This is a genomic window from Tistrella mobilis, from assembly GCF_039634785.1.
Classification (GTDB): domain Bacteria; phylum Pseudomonadota; class Alphaproteobacteria; order Tistrellales; family Tistrellaceae; genus Tistrella; species Tistrella mobilis.
Map to the genome: position 1 here is coordinate 58,070 of NZ_JBBIAB010000023.1, position 17,369 is coordinate 75,438.

Here is a 17,369-nt window from a genome sequence, read left to right on the forward strand (position 1 = left end):
GCCCGGGGTGTGGGGTGGCAGGGTCCGGCAGGTTTTGCACATGTCGAGCCATTTTGCGAACCGAGAGGTCGGCGCCCGGGCGCCGGCCCCCGAGGGATCATAACGTGCGCCCGGCGGTGGTCCGCGCTCCCCGGCGGGCCGTCCGGCACCGGCAGGCACGACCGGAGGACGTCCAGGAATGCAGATGAACGATCAGGCGGATGAGGAGATGATCGCCGGCGCGGATATCGGCTTCGAAGCGATCGAAGGCGGCCGCGGTGTGGTGGTGGCGGCCGAGACCGATGCCCGCGGCCGGATGAGCGCTGCGGCGATCGCCGACCGCTTCGCCGACGGCGTGGTGGTGGCCCTGTCGGCGGCGGGCTTCGGCCGCCATGCGATGGCGGAGCAGGGGCTGTCGCTCAAGGTGCTGGCCTCGGCCGTCGAGGTGGAGCGGGCCCCGGCGATCGGCGAGGCCTGGCGCGTCGGGCTGACCCCGGTGCCGGTCGAAGAGGGCATCGGCTTCGCGGCCGAGCTTTCCGATCCGCTGATGGGCGATGTCTTCGCCCGCGGCATCGTCGAGGTGGTGCCCGAGGATGCGAGCGGCGTGCATGCCGCCTTCCCCGACGACATCGCCGACCGGCTGGCCGAGGCGGCGATCGAAAGTGCCGGCCCGGCCGATGCGCTGCCGGCCGGCGCCGGCGTGGTCGGCAACCGCCATTGCGACATCATGGGCCACATGAACGTGCAGTTCTACGGCGCCGCCTTCGATCAGGCGTGCCGGCTGCTGGGTGTCGGGCTCGGCCTGGCCGAGGGGGTGGTGCTGAAGCCGGTGCGCTCGGTCATCCGCTTCAAGGCCGAACAGCGCCTGGGCGACGCCTTCCAGGTGACCTCGCGCCCGACCATGGTGGCCCCCGACGCGATCGCGGTGACCCACGAGCTGCACAATCTGGAGACCGGCACGCTCTCGGCCTCGGTCGATTATGTGCTCCAGCCGATCCTGGCCGAGGACGCCGCGCTCCGCCCCTTCGACGATGCGACGATCGAGACCGCCTCGATGCTGGGCGCCGAGATCGTGGGCGGCATCGATATCGGCCCCGGTCCCACCGAGGGCCAGGGCATCAGTTTCGAGACCTATCGCGGCTCGGTCGACCCCTGGCATTGCGACGAGCACGGGCTGGTGGGCGAACAGTCGCTGATCGACCGGGTTTCGTGCGCGGCCGGCCAGCTGCTCGACAAGGTGGGGTTGAGCGGCGAGCGGATCCGCCGCGACCGGATCGGCACGGCGGCGGTGGAATACCGCATCCGCTATGAGGGCCCGGCCCGCAATGGCGATGCGCTCACCCTGCGCAGCCAGATCGCCGGCGTGCGCGACAAGGTGCTGGTGCTCCGTCACCGGCTGAGCCGCCCGGGCGAAGAGGCGACGCCGCTGCTCGAAATCGACGTGATCGCGGTGATGCTGGACCTGGAACGCCGCCGCGCGACCCGGGTGCCCGACGATGTGGCGGCCCAGGCACGCGAACTGCTGATCGAGGATGACGCCGCCGTCTGACGGCACGGTCTCTGCGATGCGAAACCGGCCCCGGCAGCGCTGCCGGGGCCGGTTCCGTTTGCGGCATCAGTCTTCGATGATGATCCGCGGCGGCTCTCGCCGCACCCGGCCCAGGCTTTCGACCACGCCGGCGGCGATGGCGTGATAGGGGGCGGCGGCCTCGCTCTCGGGGGCGACGGCGACCACCGGCCGGCCTTCGTCGGACATGATCCGGACGTCGAGATCCAGCGGCACGGCGCCGAGGAAAGGCAGGCCCAGCTTCAGCGCCTCGTCGCGCGCGCCGCCATGGCCGAAGATGTCGGAGCGCCCGCCGCAATGCGGGCAGGTGAACCAGCTCATATTCTCGACCAGGCCCAGGATCGGCACCTCGACCTTGCGGAACATGGCGAGGCCCTTGCGCGCATCCAGCAGGGCGATGTCCTGAGGCGTGGAGACGATCACCGCCCCCGCCAGCGGCACGCGCTGGGCGATCGAGAGCTGGACGTCGCCGGTGCCGGGCGGCATGTCGAGCACCAGCACGTCGAGCGGCGCCCAGTCGGTTTCGCGCAGGAACTGGTCGAGCGCACCCTGAACCATCGGGCCGCGCCAGATCAGCGGCGTGTCTTCCTCGACCATCAGCCCGATCGACATGGCCTTCAGGCCCCAGCCGATCTTGGGCGTGATCCGCTTGCCGTCGGGGCTGTCGGGCCGGCCCTGAAGCCCCAGCATGCGCGGGATGGAGGGGCCGTAGACGTCGGCATCCAGAATGCCGGTCTTCAGCCCCCGGGCCTGGAGCGCCAGCGCCAGATTGACCGCCAGCGTCGACTTGCCGACGCCGCCCTTGCCCGAGGCGACGGCGATGATCGCGGTCACCCCCGGCACGACCGGTGCCGAGGGGCGCTGGCCGGCGGCGGGCCCAGTGGCGGACCCGCTGGCGGGCCCGGCGGGCGCGTGGCTGTGACCATGGCCATGACCGTGACCGTGACCGGCGCCGCCGCGCGGCGCCTGGCCCGGGCCGCGCCCGGGCGTGCGTTCGGCGGTGAGCACCGCGGCGACGCGGGTGACGCCGGCGACGCCGGCCGCGGCCTGTTCGATCTCGCGGCGGAGCGGTTCGGTGGCGGCGGCACGGTCGGGGGTGGTCTCGACCATGATGCGTGCGATGCCGGCCTCGTCGACGGTCAGACCCGAGATCCGGCCCGAGGCGACCACGTCGCGGCCGCGCTCCGGATCCCGTATCCCGGCGAGCCTCGACAGAATCTGGTCCCTGACGGTCCGTGACATGGTTGAAAACTCCGAGTTCATTGCGATATAGCCCGGGGATCGGGCAGTTGGACGGCCGGCGGTTCGGAGATCCGCCGGGTCGCGGCGGCCGACGGGAAACCGGCGGCACCGGCGATATAAGCGCAACTCCGCCTCCGGCGCCATATGGTGCCGGCAGGCCGCGTCGGAAACGGCGCGGGTGGCGCAATGTCGAGCTTCGCCCCATTTACTTCCGGACATGCGGCAGTGGTATCGCATGGCCGGGCACGCCGGCGGCGGCGCGCGACCGATGGTCGCAGGCCCGTCCGTCGCGCGACGGGTTCGACCACGACAAGAAGCGGAGATCAGTCAAGCATGCCGTGGAACACGCCGGGCGGTGGACAGGGTGGCGGGCCTCAGGGCCCCTGGGGGCGGGGCCCCAACGGACCGCAGCCGCCGGACCTGGATGAGCTGCTGCGCAGAAGCCAGGAGAAGATGCGCCGGGTGCTGCCCGGCGGCGGCGGTGGCAGCGGCGGCGGCCGGCTGATCGCGCTGGTTGCGGCCGTGGGTGTCGCGATCTGGCTCGGCACCGGTTTCTATCGCGTGCAGCCCGACGAACAGGGCGTGGAGCTGGTTTTCGGCCGGTGGGTGAACACCACCACGCCGGGCCTGCACTACAACTGGCCGGCGCCGATCGGCGAGGTCTACAAGCCTGCCGTCACCCGCGTGAACCGGGTGGAGATCGGCTATCGCTCCGGCACCGATTTCGGCCGCGCCGCGGGCGTGCGCGAGGTCAATGCCGAGAGCCTGATGCTTACCGGCGACGAGAACATCATCGATATCGACGTGACGGTGTTCTGGCGGATCAAGGACGCCGGCGCCTATCTGTTCGAGATCCAGCGCCCCGACACCACCATCAAGTCGGTGGCCGAAAGCGCGATGCGCGAGGTGGTCGGCCAGACGCCGCTGCAGTTCGTGCTGACCGAGGGTCGCGCCCGGATCGAGCAGCAGACCCGCGAACTGATCCAGGCGACGCTCGACACCTACAAGTCGGGCGTGGAGGTCACCCAGGTCCAGCTGCAGAAGGTCGACCCGCCGCAGCAGGTCATCGATGCCTTCCGCGACGTTCAGGCGGCCCGCGCCGACCAGGAGCGCCTGCAGAACGAGGCCGAGGCCTATCGCAACAGCATCCTGCCCCGCGCCCGCGGCGAGGCCGAGCGCCTGATCCAGGAAGCCCAGGCCTATCGCGAACAGGTCGTGGCCGATGCCCAGGGTTCGGCGGAGCGCTTCACCTCGATCCTGACCGCCTACAACGAAGCCAAGGACATCACCGCCCGGCGTCTCTATCTGGAGACGATGGAAGAGGTGATGGCCGGGATGAGCAAGGTCGTGATCGAGCCGGGCGTTGCCGGGGGGCAGGGCGGCGGCCAGTCGGTCGTGCCCTATCTGCCGCTCGACCGCCTGATCCGCGAGCCCGCCCCGCGCACCGGTGACGGTGCCGACATGTCGTCGTCGTCCGGTGCCGCCTCGGCGGCGCAGGGCAACGCCACCACCACGCCGCGCTGACCGGGAGGAGGCTGAACCATGAGGAAGGGTCTTCTCACCGTCGGTGCGATCGTCGCCGCCGCCGCCGCCCTGGTCGGCATCTCGTCGACCTATGTCGTCCACCAGACCGAACAGGCGCTGGTGCTGCAGTTCGGTGAACCGCGCAAGGTGGTTCAGGAACCGGGGCTGCACTTCAAGCTGCCCTTCGTCCAGAACGTGGTCTATTACGACAACCGCGTGCTGGATTTCGACGCCGACGTCCAGGAGGTGATCGCCTCCGACCAGAAGCGTCTGGTGGTGGACAGCTTCGCCCGTTTCCGCATCACCGATCCGCTGCGCTTCTATCAGGCGGTCGGATCGGAAGCCGTGGTCCGGGCGCGGCTGGACAGCATCGTGAACGCCAGCCTGCGTAACGTGCTGGGCTCGGTGCCGCTCGGCACCGTGCTGACCAGTCAGCGCGCCCAGCTGATGAGCCAGACGGCCACCATCGTGAACAACGAGGCCAAGAGCTTCGGCATCGAGGTTCTGGACGTGCGCATGCGCCGCGTGGATCTGCCCGAGGCCAACAGCCAGGCGATCTTCAACCGCATGCGGACGGAACGCGAGCGCGAGGCGACGGAACTCCGCGCCCAGGGCGCCGAGCTTGCCCAGCGCATCCGCTCGCGCGCCGATCGCGAGCGCACGGTGCTGCTGGCGGAAGCCCGCCGCGAATCGCAGATCGCCCGCGGTGAAGGCGATGCCCAGGCCAGCCGGATCTTCGCCGAAAGCTTCGGCAAGGATGCGCAGTTCTTCGACTTCTACCGCAGCCTTCAGGCCTATCGCACGGCGCTCGGCAATTCCGACACCACCATGGTGCTGACGCCCGAAGGCGACTTCTTCCGCTATTTCGGTGCCGACGGCCAGCTCCGCCTGCCGGGCCAGACGCCCGCTGCCGGCAACTGACCCTGCGCGTACCGCACGCGAAGACGAACTAAAGACGAACCAACGGCCGTCCCGGGCAACCGGGGCGGCCGTTGGTCGTTGAGCATGAGGTCTAGGAGGGGGCAGCCGGTCCGGTGCGGGGCTTGCATGCGTCCGATCTGCGCGCCACCTTTATCTCTCAAGACAGAAGGCGGATGAGGGCAGAAGGCGGATGAGGTCAGGATGAGCCGTGTTGCCATCAAGGTGTTGACGACCGTGACCGCTCCCTACGGAGGGTCGCTGTCCGCGCATGATCTGGCCGGCCGGATCGCCGATCCCGGCAGTGCCGAGCGCTGTGACCCACTGGTTTTCGCCTTCTTCTCCGAAGTCAGCCCCGGGTTGCAGCAGGCTTTCATCGACGAGATGCATGTCGATCCGACGGCCGCACGGCAGGTTGCTGCGCGGTTTTCCGAACTGGCGGGGTATAGCCTGCCGTTTGTCAGCGAGTGCCGTTTGGCAGCCTGATCCGACAGACAGTCACATCGCCGGCCGGACCGTCACACCACCGGGTTGGGCATCTCGCGATGCACCGCCTCGATCGCCTGGAGCAGGTCGGGGCTGAGGTCGAGCTCGGCGGCGGCGAGGATCGGGGCCAGCTGGTCGGGGCGGGAGACGCCGGGCAGGGCGGAGGCGATGCCCGGCCGGCCGATGGTCCAGGCGACGGCCATGGTCGCCGGGTGCAGGCCGTGTTCGCGGGCGAGGGCGACATAGCGATCGGCGGCGGTGATGGCGCGGGCATGGCCGTAGCGGGCCTGGAAGCGCGGCGGGAAGGCGTTCAGCCGGGCCTCGGGGCCGGCACCGCCGGTGGCGCCGTACTTGCCGGTCAGCACGCCCATGGCGATGGGCGAGAAGGCGAGCATGCCGATGCCCTCGTTCACGCAGACTTCCGACATGCCGTCGTCATAGACCCGCTTCAGCAGGTGATAGACGTTCTGCAGCGACACGATCCGGGCGGTGCCGAGCGCTTCGGCCCGGGCCGCCAGACGGGTGAGGCCCCAGGGCGTCTCGTTGCTGACGCCCGGATAGCGGACCTTGCCGGCCCGCACCAGCCGGTCGAGCGCTTCGAGCTGCTCGTCCATCGGCGTCACGCGGTCGGGCCAATGGGTCTGGTAGAGATCGATCACGTCGGTGCCGAGCCGTTTCAGGCTCTCCTCCACCGCGCGTTCGATATGGAAGCGGTCGAGCGCGCCCAGCCCGCCGCGGATATGGCCGACGATGCCGCGGCCCGGCCCGTCGCCCGGGCCCGACACCTTGGTCGCCACGATCACCCGGTCGCGCGGCACCGTCTTCAGGAAGGCGCCGAGGATGCGCTCGCTGGCGCCCTGGGTCTCGGGCGTCTGGGGCACGGCATACATCTCGGCGGTGTCGAACAGGGTCACGCCGGCCTCGAAGGCCTCGGCCATGATCCGCACCGATGTCCGCTCGTCGAGCTGCGAGCCGAAGGTCATGGTGCCGAGCGAGATTTCCGAAACCAGAAGGCCGCTCCGGCCGAGGCGCCGATATCGCATGAAATGCTCCGTCACGGATGGGCATGGACCGCGCCCGTTGCCGGGCGGGCGCAAGCTTGCTACAGGTGATAGGGACTGTCCACCATGCCTCCGCCGACCGGTTCCGCCGACGACGCTGCCGCATCCGTGGTCCACTCCGCCCCGCAGACCACCGTCTCGAGGAGCCCGGCATGAACGACCTGCTGACCGCCATCGGCCTCGTGCTGGTGTTCGAGGGTGCCGTCTACGCATTGTTTCCGCGCGGAATGAAGCGGATGATCGTGGCGGTGCTGGCCGAACCGGAGGACCGCCTCCGGGTGGGCGGCGCGGTGATCGCGGCCATCGGCGTCGGCCTTGTATGGTGGCTGCGCGGATAGCGCCTGCGTGCATCCGCGCTTGATCCACCCCGGCCCCCCGCCTACATCGGATCTTCGTAGCCTGCCGGCAACGTATCAGGGAGACAATCACGTGCCAGCTTCCCTTCCGCACCGGATCTTCTCGGGTCTGGCGGCGCTCACCATCGCCACCTGTGTGGCGCTCGGTGCCGGTCCGGCGGATGCGCGCCCGGCGCCCGAAAGCTTCGCCGATCTGGTAGAGAAGCTGACCCCGGCGGTGGTCAACATCTCGACCACACAGAATGTCGAGGTGCAGGGCCCGCAGATCCCGATCCCCCAGTTTCCCCCGGGATCGCCCTTCGAAGACCTGTTCCGCGACTTCTTCGGCGACCGCAGCGGCCCGGGTGGCGGCACGCGCAAGGTGACGGCGCTGGGCTCCGGCTTCGTGATCGACGCGGGCGGCCTGGTCGTGACCAACAATCACGTCATCAAGGATGCCGACGAGATTTCGGTGATCCTGACCGACAATACCGAGCTGCCGGCCGAAGTGGTCGGTACCGACCCCAAGACCGATCTGGCCGTGCTCCGGGTCAAGTCGCCGAAGCCGCTGCCGGCGGTCGCCTGGGGCGACAGCGCGAAATCGCGGGTGGGTGACTGGGTGATCGCCGTCGGCAACCCCTTCGGCCTGGGTGGTTCGGTCACCGCCGGCATCATCTCGGCCAGGGCCCGCGACATCAATGTCGGCCCCTTCGACGACTTCCTGCAGACCGATGCCGCCATCAACCGCGGCAATTCGGGCGGCCCGATGTTCAACATGGCGGGCGAGGTCATCGGCATCAACACCGCGATCTTTTCGCCCACCGGCGGCTCGGTCGGCATCGGCTTCGCCGTGCCGTCGGAACTGGCCCGCCCGGTGATCGAGCAGCTGGTTGAATACGGCCGTACCCGCCGCGGCTGGCTGGGCGTGCAGATCCAGCCGGTCACGCCCGACATCGCCGAAAGCCTGTCGCTGGACAAGGCCCATGGCGCGCTGGTCGCCCGCGTGATGCCCGACAGCCCCGCCGCCAAGGCCGGGATCGAGGTCGGCGATGTGGTGCTGCGCTTCGACGGCAAGGACGTGACCGAGATGCGCGAGCTGCCCCGCATCGTGGCCGAGACCGAGATCAACCGCTCGGTGCCGGTCGAGGTGTGGCGCAATGGCCGCAAGATCGAGGTGAAGGTCACCGTGGGTGAGCTGGACGAGAGCGATCTCGCCCAGGCGACCGAAGAGCCCGGCCAGGAGCAGGCGCCCCAGGGCACCGGCACCAAGGTGGCGGCGCTTGGCCTGACCGTCGCCCAGGCGGATGGCGCGGTGCGCGACCGCTTCGGCCTGGGGGCCGATGTCGAGGGCGTGGTGATCACCGAGATCGACGCCAACGGCCCGGCCGACGATAAGCCGATCCGTGTCGGCGACGTGATCGTCGATATCGGCCAGCGCAAGGTGGAGAAGGTCGCCGACATCGAGGCGGCGATCAAGGAAGCCCGCGATGCCGGCCGCAAGTCGGTGCTGCTGCTGGTCCGCACCGGCGACGACAGCCGCTTCGTCGCGATCCGCCTGAAGGATTGACGACGGCGGGCCCTGCAGCCTGAAATGAACAAGGCCCCGCCCGGAGCGATCCGGGCGGGGCTTTGCTTTTGAACGCCGGCGATGCTCAGTCCGCGATCAGGAACTCGTCGCGGGCATAGCCCTGCAGGTAGAGCAGGGCGGTCAGGTCGCCGTGATTGATCCGCACCGGTGCTGCGGCCGCCACCCGCGGCTTGGCGTGATAGGCGACGCCGAGGCCCGCCTGCACGATCATCGGCAGGTCGTTGGCACCGTCGCCGACCGCCAGCGCGCCGCCGAGCCCGCCGGCCCAGAGCCCGGCATAGTGATCCAGCGCCTCGACCTTGGCATCGGCGCCCAGGATCGGCGGGATCACCCGACCGGTCAGCCGCCCGTCCTCGATTTCAAGGATATTGGCGCGATGGTCGTCGAAGCCGCAAAGCGCTGCGACCCGGGCGGTGAAATAGGTGAACCCGCCCGAGACCAGCACCGCGCGGGCGCCCTGGCTGCGCATGGTGGCGACCAGGGTGCGGGCACCTGGCATCAGCCGCACCCGCTCGCCGAAGGCGCGGGCCAGCACGCCGTCGGCAAGCCCGGTCAGGGTCGAGACCCGGGCGGTCAGCGCCTCGGCGAAATCCAGCTCGCCGCGCATCGCCCGCTCGGTCACCGCCGAGACCTCGGCCTTCACCCCGGCGAAATCGGCCAGTTCGTCGATGCATTCGCAGGTGATCATGGTGCTGTCCATGTCGGAGACCAGCAGCCGGCGGCGGCGCGCAGGCCCGTCTGGCTGTGCCGCCGCATCCACCGGCAGCCCGGCGCCGGCAAGGGCGGCCTCTGCGGCATCGCGCACGGCGGCGGCCTCTCCCTCGGCCGCAATGTCGACGGCCACGCCGTCATGCAGCGCCGTGACCGTGCCCGTGGCATGGCCCGCGGCTTCGACCGCCCGGCGCACCAGATCGATCGTGCCCTGGTCGAGCACGGTTTCGCCGCTGCCGGCCTTGACGGGATCGCCGATCAGCGTCAACACGGTTCCCATGGGATCGTCCCTTCATCCAAACACCGGGCGCATTAAAGGCGCCGGACCGCGCGGGAGCAAGCATGCAGCGGAGCAATCCGGCACCGGCCGGCGCCGGCCCCCTGATCGTGGTGATGGGGCCCACCGCATCCGGCAAGTCCCAGCTGGCGCTCGACCTCGCCCGGGCACGCGACGGCGTGGTGATCAATGCCGATGCGATGCAGGTCTATGTCGATCTGCGGATCGTGACCGCGCGGCCCTCTGCGGCCGACGAGGCCGCCGCCCCCCACCGGCTTTATGGCGTGCGGCCGGCCGAGGCGGTGTGGTCGGCTGCCGACTGGGCGGCGGCGGCCCGTGCCGAAGTCGTGGCCGCGCATCAGGCCGGGCGGCTGCCGCTGATCACCGGCGGGACCGGCCTTTACATTCGCGCGCTGGTGGAGGGGCTGTCGGATCTGCCCGCGATCCCGCAGGATCTGCGCGACGAGGTCCGCGCGCTGGGCCTGGCCGGCGGCGTGCCGGCACTGAAGGCGGCGCTGGCACCGCTCGACCCCAAGGCGGCGCAGCAGCTGGCAGACCCGCAGCGCCTGGCCCGGGCGTTGGAGGTGGTGCGTGCCACCGGCCGCAGCCTGGCGGACTGGCAGCGGGCCCATCCGCCCGCGGGCGGCCATGCGGGGCCGGTCTTCACCATCGCGCTGATGCCGGATGCCGGAACCCGCGACCGGGCGATCGCCGGCCGCTTCGCAAAGATGCTGGAGATGGGGGCGGCCGACGAAGTCGCAGCCTTCCTGGCGCGCGGGCTGGATCCGCAGGCCGTGCCGCTGATGAAGGCGGTGGGCGTGCCCGAGATCAGCGCCTGGCTGGCGGGAGAGATTTCACGGGACGAGATGCTGGAGCGGGGCCGCATCGCCACCCGCCAATACGCCAAGCGTCAGATGACCTGGATACGAAATCAGGCGCTCGTCAACCTGGGCGCGCATGAGCAATATTCGGAATGTTTGGCATCAAGAATCTTTTTGGAAATTGATCGCTTCCTGTTGACCCTGGGTCATTGAGCCGCTAGGTTCCACAGGCTCGGATCAGAGACCGGTCGAGATCCGCCTGCCCGTATGCCATGGGCAGGGCGGGACCGGGCCCCGCATCGAGGTGAGGGGCGGAACCCGCCGACGGAGATGTCCGCCGGCGGTTCTTTTTCGGCGAAGGCCGGCGGATGTCCCGCCGGTGATCCGGGCGAGGGCGGGCCCTGCGCTGCGCATGCCCCCCGAACCAGATGTTACGCGGAGCGACCGAACGATGCAGTTCACCGGTGCGGAAATCCTGATCAAAGCCCTGGCCGACCAGGGTGTGGAGGTCATTTTCGGCTATCCCGGTGGCGCGGTACTTCCGATCTATGACGCGCTCTACAAGCAGAACAGCGTGCGTCATTACCTGGTCCGCCACGAACAGGCGGCGGTCCATGCGGCGGAGGGGTATGCGCGCTCGACCGGCAAGGTCGGCGTGGTACTCGTGACCTCGGGCCCGGGGGCGACCAATGCGGTCACCGGCCTGACGGATGCGCTGATGGACAGCATCCCGATCGTCTGCCTGACCGGCCAGGTGCCGACCCACATGATCGGCAACGACGCCTTCCAGGAGGCGGATACCGTCGGCATCACCCGGCCCTGCACCAAGCACAATTATCTGATCCGCGACGTCAACGTGCTGGCGGCGAAGGTCCACGAGGCCTTCCATGTCGCGCGCTCGGGCCGCCCCGGCCCGGTCGTGATCGACCTGCCCAAGGACGTGCTGAACACGCTGGCCGCCTATACCGCCCCCGATGCCCTGCCAGCGCCGACCTACCGGCCCCAGGTCACGCCCGAACAGGCGGTGATCGAACGCGCGGTCGATCTGATGCTGAAGGCCGACCGCCCGGTGTTCTATGTCGGCGGCGGCGTGATCAATGCCGGCACCGAGGCCTGCGACAACCTGGTCCGCCTGGTGCGCGCCACCGGCTTCCCGATCACCATGACCCTGATGGGCCTCGGCGCCTATCCGGCCAGCGACCGGCAGTCGCTGGGCATGCTGGGCATGCACGGCACGCTGGAAGCCAATCTGGCGATGCATGGCAGCGATCTGATGATCAATCTGGGCGCCCGGTTCGACGACCGGGTGACCGGCCGGCTCGACGGCTTCTCGCCCGACAGCATCAAGATCCATGCCGATATCGACCCGTCTTCGATCAACAAGAACGTGGCGGTCGACCTGCCGATCGTGGGCGATGCCGGCAACACCATCCGGGCCCTGCTCGAGGTGTGGGAGCGCCGCAAGGCCGAGCATGATCCCGCGCGCATCGGCGACTGGTGGGAGAAGATCGCCGGCTGGCGGGCGCAGAATTCGCTGGGCTTCCAGAACAGCGCCCAGATCATCAAGCCGCAATACGCGATCCGCCGGCTGTGGGAGATGACCCGCGACCGCAACCCCTACATCACCACCGAGGTCGGCCAGCATCAGATGTGGGCGGCCCAGCATTTCGGCTTCGACCAGCCGAACCACTGGATGACCTCGGGCGGGCTCGGCACCATGGGCTATGGCCTGCCGGCGGCGATGGGCGTGCAGGTGGCGCATCCCGATGCGCTGGTGATCGACATCGCCGGCGAAGCCTCGACGATGATGAACATCCAGGAGCTGTCGAGCCTGATCCAGCATCGGCTGCCGGTGAAGGTGTTCATCCTGAACAACGAATGGATGGGCATGGTCCGCCAGTGGCAGGAGCTGTTCCATGGTGGCCGCTATTCCGAAAGCTATTCGGCGGCGCTGCCCGATTTCGTGAAGCTGGCCGAGGCCTTCGGTGCCAAGGGGCTGCGTGCCCATTCGCCCGACGATCTCGACGACGTGATCCGCGAGATGCTGGCCCATGACGGGCCGGTGGTGGTCGATGTCCGCGTCGACAAGGGCGAGAACGTCTATCCGATGATCCCCGCCGGTGCCGCGCATCACGAGATCATCCTGGGCCCCGGCCAGGAGCTGGACGCCTGCAAGAGCGAGGACGGCATGGTACTGGTCTGAGCTGCGGTCGACACCGCAGCGGCGACGCCAGTTCCCGGCAGGCTTCGCACAGGCCTGCCGCCCCCTTCCGTCCGGGTTAAGACCGGCTCCAGGCGCGAGACAGCTTCCCATGGTCATCAAGAACGAACCCATCACCCAGCACACCATCTCGGTGCTGGTCGACAACGAAAGCGGCGTGCTCGCCCGCGTCATCGGCCTGTTCTCGGGCCGCGGCTACAACATCGACAGCCTGACCGTCGCCGAGGTGAACGAGACGCGCACCCGCTCGCGCATCACCATCGTCACCTCGGGCACGCCGATGATCATCGAGCAGATCAAGGCGCAGCTCACCCGGCTGGTGCCGGTGCATGCGGTGACCGACCTGACCCAGAGTGGCCCCTTCGTCGGTCGCGAGCTGGCGCTGGTCAAGGTCGCCTGCACGGGGGATCGCCGGGTCGAGTCGCTGCGCATCGCCGACATCTTCCGTGCCCGCGTGGTCGACAGCACCCATGAAAGCTTCATCTTCGAGATGACCGGCTCGACCGAAAAGATCGAGGCCTTCATCAACCTGATGCGGCCGCTGGGGCTGGCGGATGTCGCCCGCACCGGCATCGCGGCCCTGTCGCGCGGGGCGGCCCCGCTCGCCTCCGAGCGCGGCCACGTCTGATCCGACCGGCTTTCGGGCCTCCGGGAGATCCCGGGGTCCACCATTCGACACCTTAGGTCCATATGGCGTCGTGCGTGGTCGAAATTGATCGCGAGGCGTGCGACGACAAGGTCAAGGGCGGCAGGATGCAGAACAGGCCGTCCATTGACATCATCAGAGGAAGCAACCGAACCATGCGCGTCTACTACGATCGCGATGCCGACCTGAACCTGATCAAGACCAAGACGGTCGCGATCATCGGCTATGGCAGCCAGGGCCATGCCCATGCGGCGAACCTCCGCGACAGCGGCGTCAACGTGATCGTGGGCCTGCGTGCCGGCTCCGCGACCCGCGCCAAGGCCGAGGGCGCCGGCTTCACCGTCCACACCCCCGACGAGGCCGCGAAGCTGGCCGATGTGGTGATGGTGCTCACCCCGGACGAGCTGCATGCCGACCTCTACGAGCAGGATCTGCGCGACAACCTGAAGGAGGGTGCCGCCCTCGTCGTCGCCCATGGTCTGTCGATCCATTTCGGCCTGATCCAGCCGCGCGCCGATATCGACGTGTTCATGGTGGCGCCCAAGGGCCCCGGCCATACGGTGCGCAGCGAATACCTGAAGGGCGGCGGCGTGCCGAGCCTGGTTGCCGTGGCGCAGGACGTGTCGGGCAATGCGCTCGAGACCGCGCTCTCCTATGCCTGCGGCCTGGGTGCCGGCCGCGCCGGCATCATCGAGACCACCTTCAAGGAAGAGTGCGAGACCGACCTGTTCGGTGAGCAGGCCGTGCTCTGCGGCGGCGTGACCCACCTGATCACCGCCGGCTTCGAGACCCTGGTCGAGGCGGGCTATGCCCCCGAGATGGCCTATTTCGAGTGCCTGCACGAGATGAAGCTGATCGTCGACCTCATGTACGAGGGCGGCATCGCCAACATGCGCTACTCGATCTCGAACACCGCCGAATATGGCGACTACGTGTCGGGCCCGCGGGTCATCACCCCGGCCGTGAAGGCCGAGATGAAGAAGATCCTGGAGGACATCCAGGGTGGCCGCTTCACCCGCGACTGGGTGCTGGAGAACGCCGCCCGTCAGTCGAGCTTCAAGGCCATGCGTCGCCGCAATGCCGAGCACCAGATCGAAGAGATCGGTGAGAAGCTGCGCGCCATGATGCCCTGGATCGCGGCCAACCGCCTGGTCGACAAGACGAAGAACTGATCGGGCCAGACCTGATCGGGCCAGACCTGATCGGGTAAGACCTGATCTGGCGCATCTGATCCTTCGGGACCGGATCCGGACGGGCGGCACTCCCCAGGGGGTGCCGCCCGTCCGCGTTTCCGGCACCGGAACCTGCTGCGGCTCTGCCGGTTGTCCGGTCGGTGCTGCAAGGGAGGCGGAGGATGACGGCAGAGGACGGCCGGACGGGCACGCTGCGCGGCCAGGCCGAAAACGGGCTCGATCCGGATGGCGCACCGGCCGAGCACGAGGCCCGCGGTCGCCACGCCCGGGGGCCGGACGAGATGCCGATGCGGGGCTGGAAGGATGTCCTCTGGCGCACCGTCCGGCAGGTGATCGAAGATCGGGTGGAGGCCGTGGCGGCGGGCGTCGCCTTCTATACCCTGCTCGCCATCTTCCCGGGCATCACCGCGCTGATCTCGATCTACGGCCTGTTCGCCGATCCGGCGGCGGTGGTGGAGCATATGACCCTGCTGGGCGATGTGCTGCCCGCAGGCCCCGTGCAGCTGATGTCCGAGCAGATGCTGCGGGTTTCCCGCCAGCCGCAGGGGCAGCTGGGCTTCGGGGCGCTGTTCAGCCTCGCCATCGCCCTCTGGAGCGCCAATCAGGGCATGAAGGCGATGTTCGATGCGCTCGACGTCGCCTATGGCGAGCGGCAGTCGCGCTCTTTCGTGGTCTTCACCGCCGTCACGCTTGGGTTCACCCTTGCGGCCATCCTGTCGACGGCGCTGGTGCTGGCGGCGCTCGCTTTGCTGCCGGTGGCGCTGGATGTGCTGCCGCTCGGGACCTCGGCCGAGCAGCTGCTCGACATCGGCCGCTGGCCCCTGCTGGTGCTGATCGTGGTGCTGGGCACCAGCGTGCTCTATCGCTATGCCCCGAGCCGCAGGACCGCCCGCTGGCGCTGGGTCACCCCCGGCGGCTGTCTGGCGGCCGTGGTCTGGCTGATCGCCTCCATGGCCTTCTCCTGGTATGTGGCGAACCTCGCCGGCTATGACCGGATGTACGGTCCGCTGGGGGCGGTGGTGGTGTTCATGACCTGGATCTGGATCTCGGTCATGATCGTGCTGGTCGGCGCCGAGCTGAATGCCGAGCTGGAGCACCAGACCGCCTGCGACTCGACCGAAGGCCGGCCCAAGCCGATGGGGCGGCGGGGGGCCTATGTCGCCGACACGCTGGGCAAGCTGCCCTGACCTCCCTCTTGTCCTGCCCCCTCCTGCCCTGAACCCGGACTGCGCGCCGGCGGCCCTGTCAGAAGCCCGCGCCGGGCTCTTCCAGATAGACCTGCTCCTCGGGCGTCGAGATCCGGCCCAGTACCTCGTTGCGATGGGGGTAGCGGCCGAAGCGTTCCAGCACCGCCAGATGGCGGCGTTCCCAGTCGAGGGCATCGGCATCGCCCAGCGCCGTGAACAGGGCCATCGCCTGGACATGCACGCTCAGGCTTTCTGAATGCTCGAAGGGCAGATAGAGGAATTTGCGCTCGGTGACGGTCAGCTTCAGGTCGTGGCCGCCGGCAACCGCTTCCTGGGCCAGTGCCAGGGCCATGCCGTCGGCGGCGAAGGCGTCCGGCGTGCCGCGGTGGATATGGCGCGAGAACTGGTCGAGCACCAGGATTTCCGCCAGCCGGCCGCGGGGCGTGCTCCGCCAGGGGGCGCAGCAGCCGCGGCGGGCGGCGGCCAGAACCCGGCCGAAGCGATCGCCGATCACCTCGTCCAGGCGTTCGCCGGCGCCGAACCAGTCGGCGGGTCCGAGTTCGCCGAACCAGAAATCGAGCACACGATCGAGCGTGGCGCCGTCGGCGATCATTGCTTCCTCGGCGCGGAGCGCCGTGGCGAGGTCGGTGAGCATGGGGGCGGGCTCCGGAGGGGGAGGGGAATGTCATTCATCGTCTCGCGAAACCCGCCCGGGCTCAACTCTCGACAACCCGCCGGATCAATGGGTGAGGCTGCGCGCCCTCTCGAATGCCGCGGCTTCGTCGGATGCCACATGCAGCGGGAAGGGGAAGGCGGCCGCGACCTGGGCGGTCTTGGCTGCCAGATCCTCAAGCTCTGCCGGATCGGCCGGCAGATAGACGAAACCGCCGCAGCGTGCGGCGAGATCCTCGCGGCGCTGCTTCATCCACAGGATCACCTTCTTGCGGCCCTCGGTCAGTGTGGCGGCATCCGCGGTGATCGTGCCCGGCATGTCCATCACCACCGCGAAACGCTGCCCGCTGTCGAGGATCAGGGTGAGGGCGTCGATCCAGGCCTCGACCATGGCAAGATCGCCGGCGGGAGAGCGGCCGCGGACGACGGGCCAGCAGGAGAGATCGAATCCGGCGGTTCCAAGGACGGGGGCGTCGGGCGGGGTGATGGTCATCGATCGGGTCTTTCCGAAGGGGGGTGCTACGAGAAAAAAACAGCCTGCGGCATTCGCGACGATGCCGCCACCCGGATCGGGGCGAAAGACCTCTGGGATCGGCTCAAGAATCTTTCGTGTCGGATCAACGGCTTGCCGGGCGAATCGTCCGCCGTCAAAAAAACCGTCAAAAAAGGTGTTGCCAGGGTTGGCTGTGGCCCTTATAAACCGCCCCACACCGACGGGCACCGCGGACGACGCGGCGCCGGCGGGGCTGAAAAGCCAGAGAATACAGCCTCTTAAGAGAGGCGGGCACCCGAGGGTGCCGCGAGGTGGAAACGCTTCGTTTGGATCTTTGACATTGTGAAACGGATCGGAAGGGATGCGAGGGCGGCGGTCGTCGATCTTAGGACTTTAAGAACGACTGACCGATGAGCGCCTTGGCATCTCGATATGACCTTGTGCCTAG

General features: G+C 68.9%; 16 protein-coding genes. 11 read left to right on the forward strand and 5 right to left on the reverse strand.

Translation table 11 applies throughout. The features are described 5' to 3' along the window. Positions 1 to 178: 178 nt before the first annotated feature. The gene (locus tag WI697_RS23245; RefSeq protein WP_345960083.1) at positions 179 to 1,528 is read left to right on the forward strand and encodes an acyl-CoA thioesterase; all 1,350 of its coding nucleotides are present in this window, start codon (positions 179 to 181) and stop codon (positions 1,526 to 1,528) included. A gap of 66 nt (positions 1,529 to 1,594) precedes the next feature. On the opposite strand, the gene WI697_RS23250 is transcribed toward WI697_RS23245, so the two are convergent. Next, the gene (locus WI697_RS23250; protein WP_345960084.1) at positions 1,595 to 2,788 is read right to left on the reverse strand and encodes an Mrp/NBP35 family ATP-binding protein; all 1,194 of its coding nucleotides are present in this window, start codon (positions 2,786 to 2,788) and stop codon (positions 1,595 to 1,597) included. 333 nt (positions 2,789 to 3,121) lie between these two features. On the opposite strand from WI697_RS23250, the gene hflK reads away from it, so the two are divergent. The 3 genes from hflK (at position 3,122) to WI697_RS23265 (ending at position 5,716) form a co-directional block, all read left to right on the forward strand. Continuing rightward, the gene (gene hflK / locus WI697_RS23255; RefSeq protein ID WP_062763195.1) at positions 3,122 to 4,312 is read left to right on the forward strand and encodes an FtsH protease activity modulator HflK; all 1,191 of its coding nucleotides are present in this window, start codon (positions 3,122 to 3,124) and stop codon (positions 4,310 to 4,312) included. Between the two features lie 18 nt (positions 4,313 to 4,330). After that, positions 4,331 to 5,233 carry a protease modulator HflC gene (gene hflC / locus WI697_RS23260; protein WP_345960085.1) on the forward strand — a complete coding sequence of 301 codons (903 nt, stop codon included), beginning with the start codon at positions 4,331 to 4,333 and terminating at the stop codon, positions 5,231 to 5,233. Between the two features lie 201 nt (positions 5,234 to 5,434). Continuing rightward, positions 5,435 to 5,716, forward strand: coding sequence for a hypothetical protein (locus tag WI697_RS23265; protein WP_296716774.1), 282 nt, complete (start codon positions 5,435 to 5,437; stop codon positions 5,714 to 5,716). A 32-nt stretch (positions 5,717 to 5,748) separates the two neighbouring features. Here the strand turns inward: WI697_RS23265 and WI697_RS23270 are convergent, their stop codons facing one another. After that, complete coding sequence (locus WI697_RS23270) at positions 5,749 to 6,759, reverse strand: aldo/keto reductase (RefSeq protein WP_345960086.1); 1,011 nt, start codon at positions 6,757 to 6,759, stop codon at positions 5,749 to 5,751. A gap of 170 nt (positions 6,760 to 6,929) precedes the next feature. On the opposite strand from WI697_RS23270, the gene WI697_RS23275 reads away from it, so the two are divergent. Beyond that, positions 6,930 to 7,115 (forward strand): DUF2065 domain-containing protein, encoded by a 186-nt coding sequence (locus WI697_RS23275; RefSeq protein WP_014748604.1) that lies wholly within the window; start codon positions 6,930 to 6,932, stop codon positions 7,113 to 7,115. A gap of 91 nt (positions 7,116 to 7,206) precedes the next feature. Further along, positions 7,207 to 8,679, forward strand: a complete 1,473-nt coding sequence (locus WI697_RS23280; RefSeq protein WP_014748605.1) for a DegQ family serine endoprotease — start codon at positions 7,207 to 7,209, stop codon at positions 8,677 to 8,679. Between the two features lie 85 nt (positions 8,680 to 8,764). On the opposite strand, the gene serB is transcribed toward WI697_RS23280, so the two are convergent. After that, positions 8,765 to 9,691: a phosphoserine phosphatase SerB gene (gene serB, locus WI697_RS23285; protein WP_345960087.1), complete on the reverse strand. Its 927-nt coding sequence runs from the start codon at positions 9,689 to 9,691 to the stop codon at positions 8,765 to 8,767. Between the two features lie 62 nt (positions 9,692 to 9,753). Here serB and miaA point away from each other — a divergent pair, with 62 nt between their 5' ends. The 5 genes from miaA to WI697_RS23310 all read left to right on the forward strand — a co-directional run bounded on the left by miaA (position 9,754) and on the right by WI697_RS23310 (position 15,756). After that, positions 9,754 to 10,722: a tRNA (adenosine(37)-N6)-dimethylallyltransferase MiaA gene (miaA, locus tag WI697_RS23290; protein ID WP_345960088.1), complete on the forward strand. Its 969-nt coding sequence runs from the start codon at positions 9,754 to 9,756 to the stop codon at positions 10,720 to 10,722. Between the two features lie 238 nt (positions 10,723 to 10,960). Beyond that, the gene (locus tag WI697_RS23295) at positions 10,961 to 12,712 is read left to right on the forward strand and encodes an acetolactate synthase 3 large subunit (RefSeq protein WP_345960089.1); all 1,752 of its coding nucleotides are present in this window, start codon (positions 10,961 to 10,963) and stop codon (positions 12,710 to 12,712) included. A gap of 109 nt (positions 12,713 to 12,821) precedes the next feature. Then, positions 12,822 to 13,358, forward strand: coding sequence for an acetolactate synthase small subunit (ilvN, locus tag WI697_RS23300; RefSeq protein ID WP_345960090.1), 537 nt, complete (start codon positions 12,822 to 12,824; stop codon positions 13,356 to 13,358). A 173-nt stretch (positions 13,359 to 13,531) separates the two neighbouring features. Beyond that, positions 13,532 to 14,548 carry a ketol-acid reductoisomerase gene (gene ilvC, locus WI697_RS23305; RefSeq protein ID WP_345960091.1) on the forward strand — a complete coding sequence of 339 codons (1,017 nt, stop codon included), beginning with the start codon at positions 13,532 to 13,534 and terminating at the stop codon, positions 14,546 to 14,548. A 182-nt stretch (positions 14,549 to 14,730) separates the two neighbouring features. Further along, a complete protein-coding gene (locus tag WI697_RS23310; RefSeq protein WP_345960092.1) occupies positions 14,731 to 15,756 on the forward strand; it encodes a YihY/virulence factor BrkB family protein in 1,026 nt (341 codons plus the stop codon). 58 nt (positions 15,757 to 15,814) lie between these two features. On the opposite strand, the gene WI697_RS23315 is transcribed toward WI697_RS23310, so the two are convergent. Both WI697_RS23315 and WI697_RS23320 read right to left on the reverse strand, forming a co-directional pair. Beyond that, complete coding sequence (locus WI697_RS23315; protein ID WP_345960095.1) at positions 15,815 to 16,369, reverse strand: DUF924 family protein; 555 nt, start codon at positions 16,367 to 16,369, stop codon at positions 15,815 to 15,817. A 126-nt stretch (positions 16,370 to 16,495) separates the two neighbouring features. Continuing rightward, positions 16,496 to 16,921 carry a hypothetical protein gene (locus WI697_RS23320; protein WP_345960093.1) on the reverse strand — a complete coding sequence of 142 codons (426 nt, stop codon included), beginning with the start codon at positions 16,919 to 16,921 and terminating at the stop codon, positions 16,496 to 16,498. Positions 16,922 to 17,369 lie beyond the last annotated feature (448 nt).

What these genes read in the sequence shown, in the direction of transcription:
- WI697_RS23320 (WP_345960093.1), bottom strand. Translation starts at nt 16,921, where the DNA reads ATGACCATCACCCCGCCCGACGCCCCCGTCCTTGGAACCGCCGGATTC.
- WI697_RS23245 (WP_345960083.1), top strand. Translation starts at nt 179, where the DNA reads ATGCAGATGAACGATCAGGCGGATGAGGAGATGATCGCCGGCGCGGAT.
- ilvN (WP_345960090.1), top strand. Translation starts at nt 12,822, where the DNA reads ATGGTCATCAAGAACGAACCCATCACCCAGCACACCATCTCGGTGCTG.
- miaA (WP_345960088.1), top strand. Translation starts at nt 9,754, where the DNA reads ATGCAGCGGAGCAATCCGGCACCGGCCGGCGCCGGCCCCCTGATCGTG.
- WI697_RS23315 (WP_345960095.1), bottom strand. Translation starts at nt 16,369, where the DNA reads ATGATCGCCGACGGCGCCACGCTCGATCGTGTGCTCGATTTCTGGTTC.
- WI697_RS23310 (WP_345960092.1), top strand. Translation starts at nt 14,731, where the DNA reads ATGACGGCAGAGGACGGCCGGACGGGCACGCTGCGCGGCCAGGCCGAA.
- WI697_RS23295 (WP_345960089.1), top strand. Translation starts at nt 10,961, where the DNA reads ATGCAGTTCACCGGTGCGGAAATCCTGATCAAAGCCCTGGCCGACCAG.
- ilvC (WP_345960091.1), top strand. Translation starts at nt 13,532, where the DNA reads ATGCGCGTCTACTACGATCGCGATGCCGACCTGAACCTGATCAAGACC.
- WI697_RS23275 (WP_014748604.1), top strand. Translation starts at nt 6,930, where the DNA reads ATGAACGACCTGCTGACCGCCATCGGCCTCGTGCTGGTGTTCGAGGGT.
- WI697_RS23270 (WP_345960086.1), bottom strand. Translation starts at nt 6,759, where the DNA reads ATGCGATATCGGCGCCTCGGCCGGAGCGGCCTTCTGGTTTCGGAAATC.
- WI697_RS23250 (WP_345960084.1), bottom strand. Translation starts at nt 2,788, where the DNA reads ATGTCACGGACCGTCAGGGACCAGATTCTGTCGAGGCTCGCCGGGATA.
- hflC (WP_345960085.1), top strand. Translation starts at nt 4,331, where the DNA reads ATGAGGAAGGGTCTTCTCACCGTCGGTGCGATCGTCGCCGCCGCCGCC.
- hflK (WP_062763195.1), top strand. Translation starts at nt 3,122, where the DNA reads ATGCCGTGGAACACGCCGGGCGGTGGACAGGGTGGCGGGCCTCAGGGC.
- serB (WP_345960087.1), bottom strand. Translation starts at nt 9,691, where the DNA reads ATGGGAACCGTGTTGACGCTGATCGGCGATCCCGTCAAGGCCGGCAGC.
- WI697_RS23265 (WP_296716774.1), top strand. Translation starts at nt 5,435, where the DNA reads ATGAGCCGTGTTGCCATCAAGGTGTTGACGACCGTGACCGCTCCCTAC.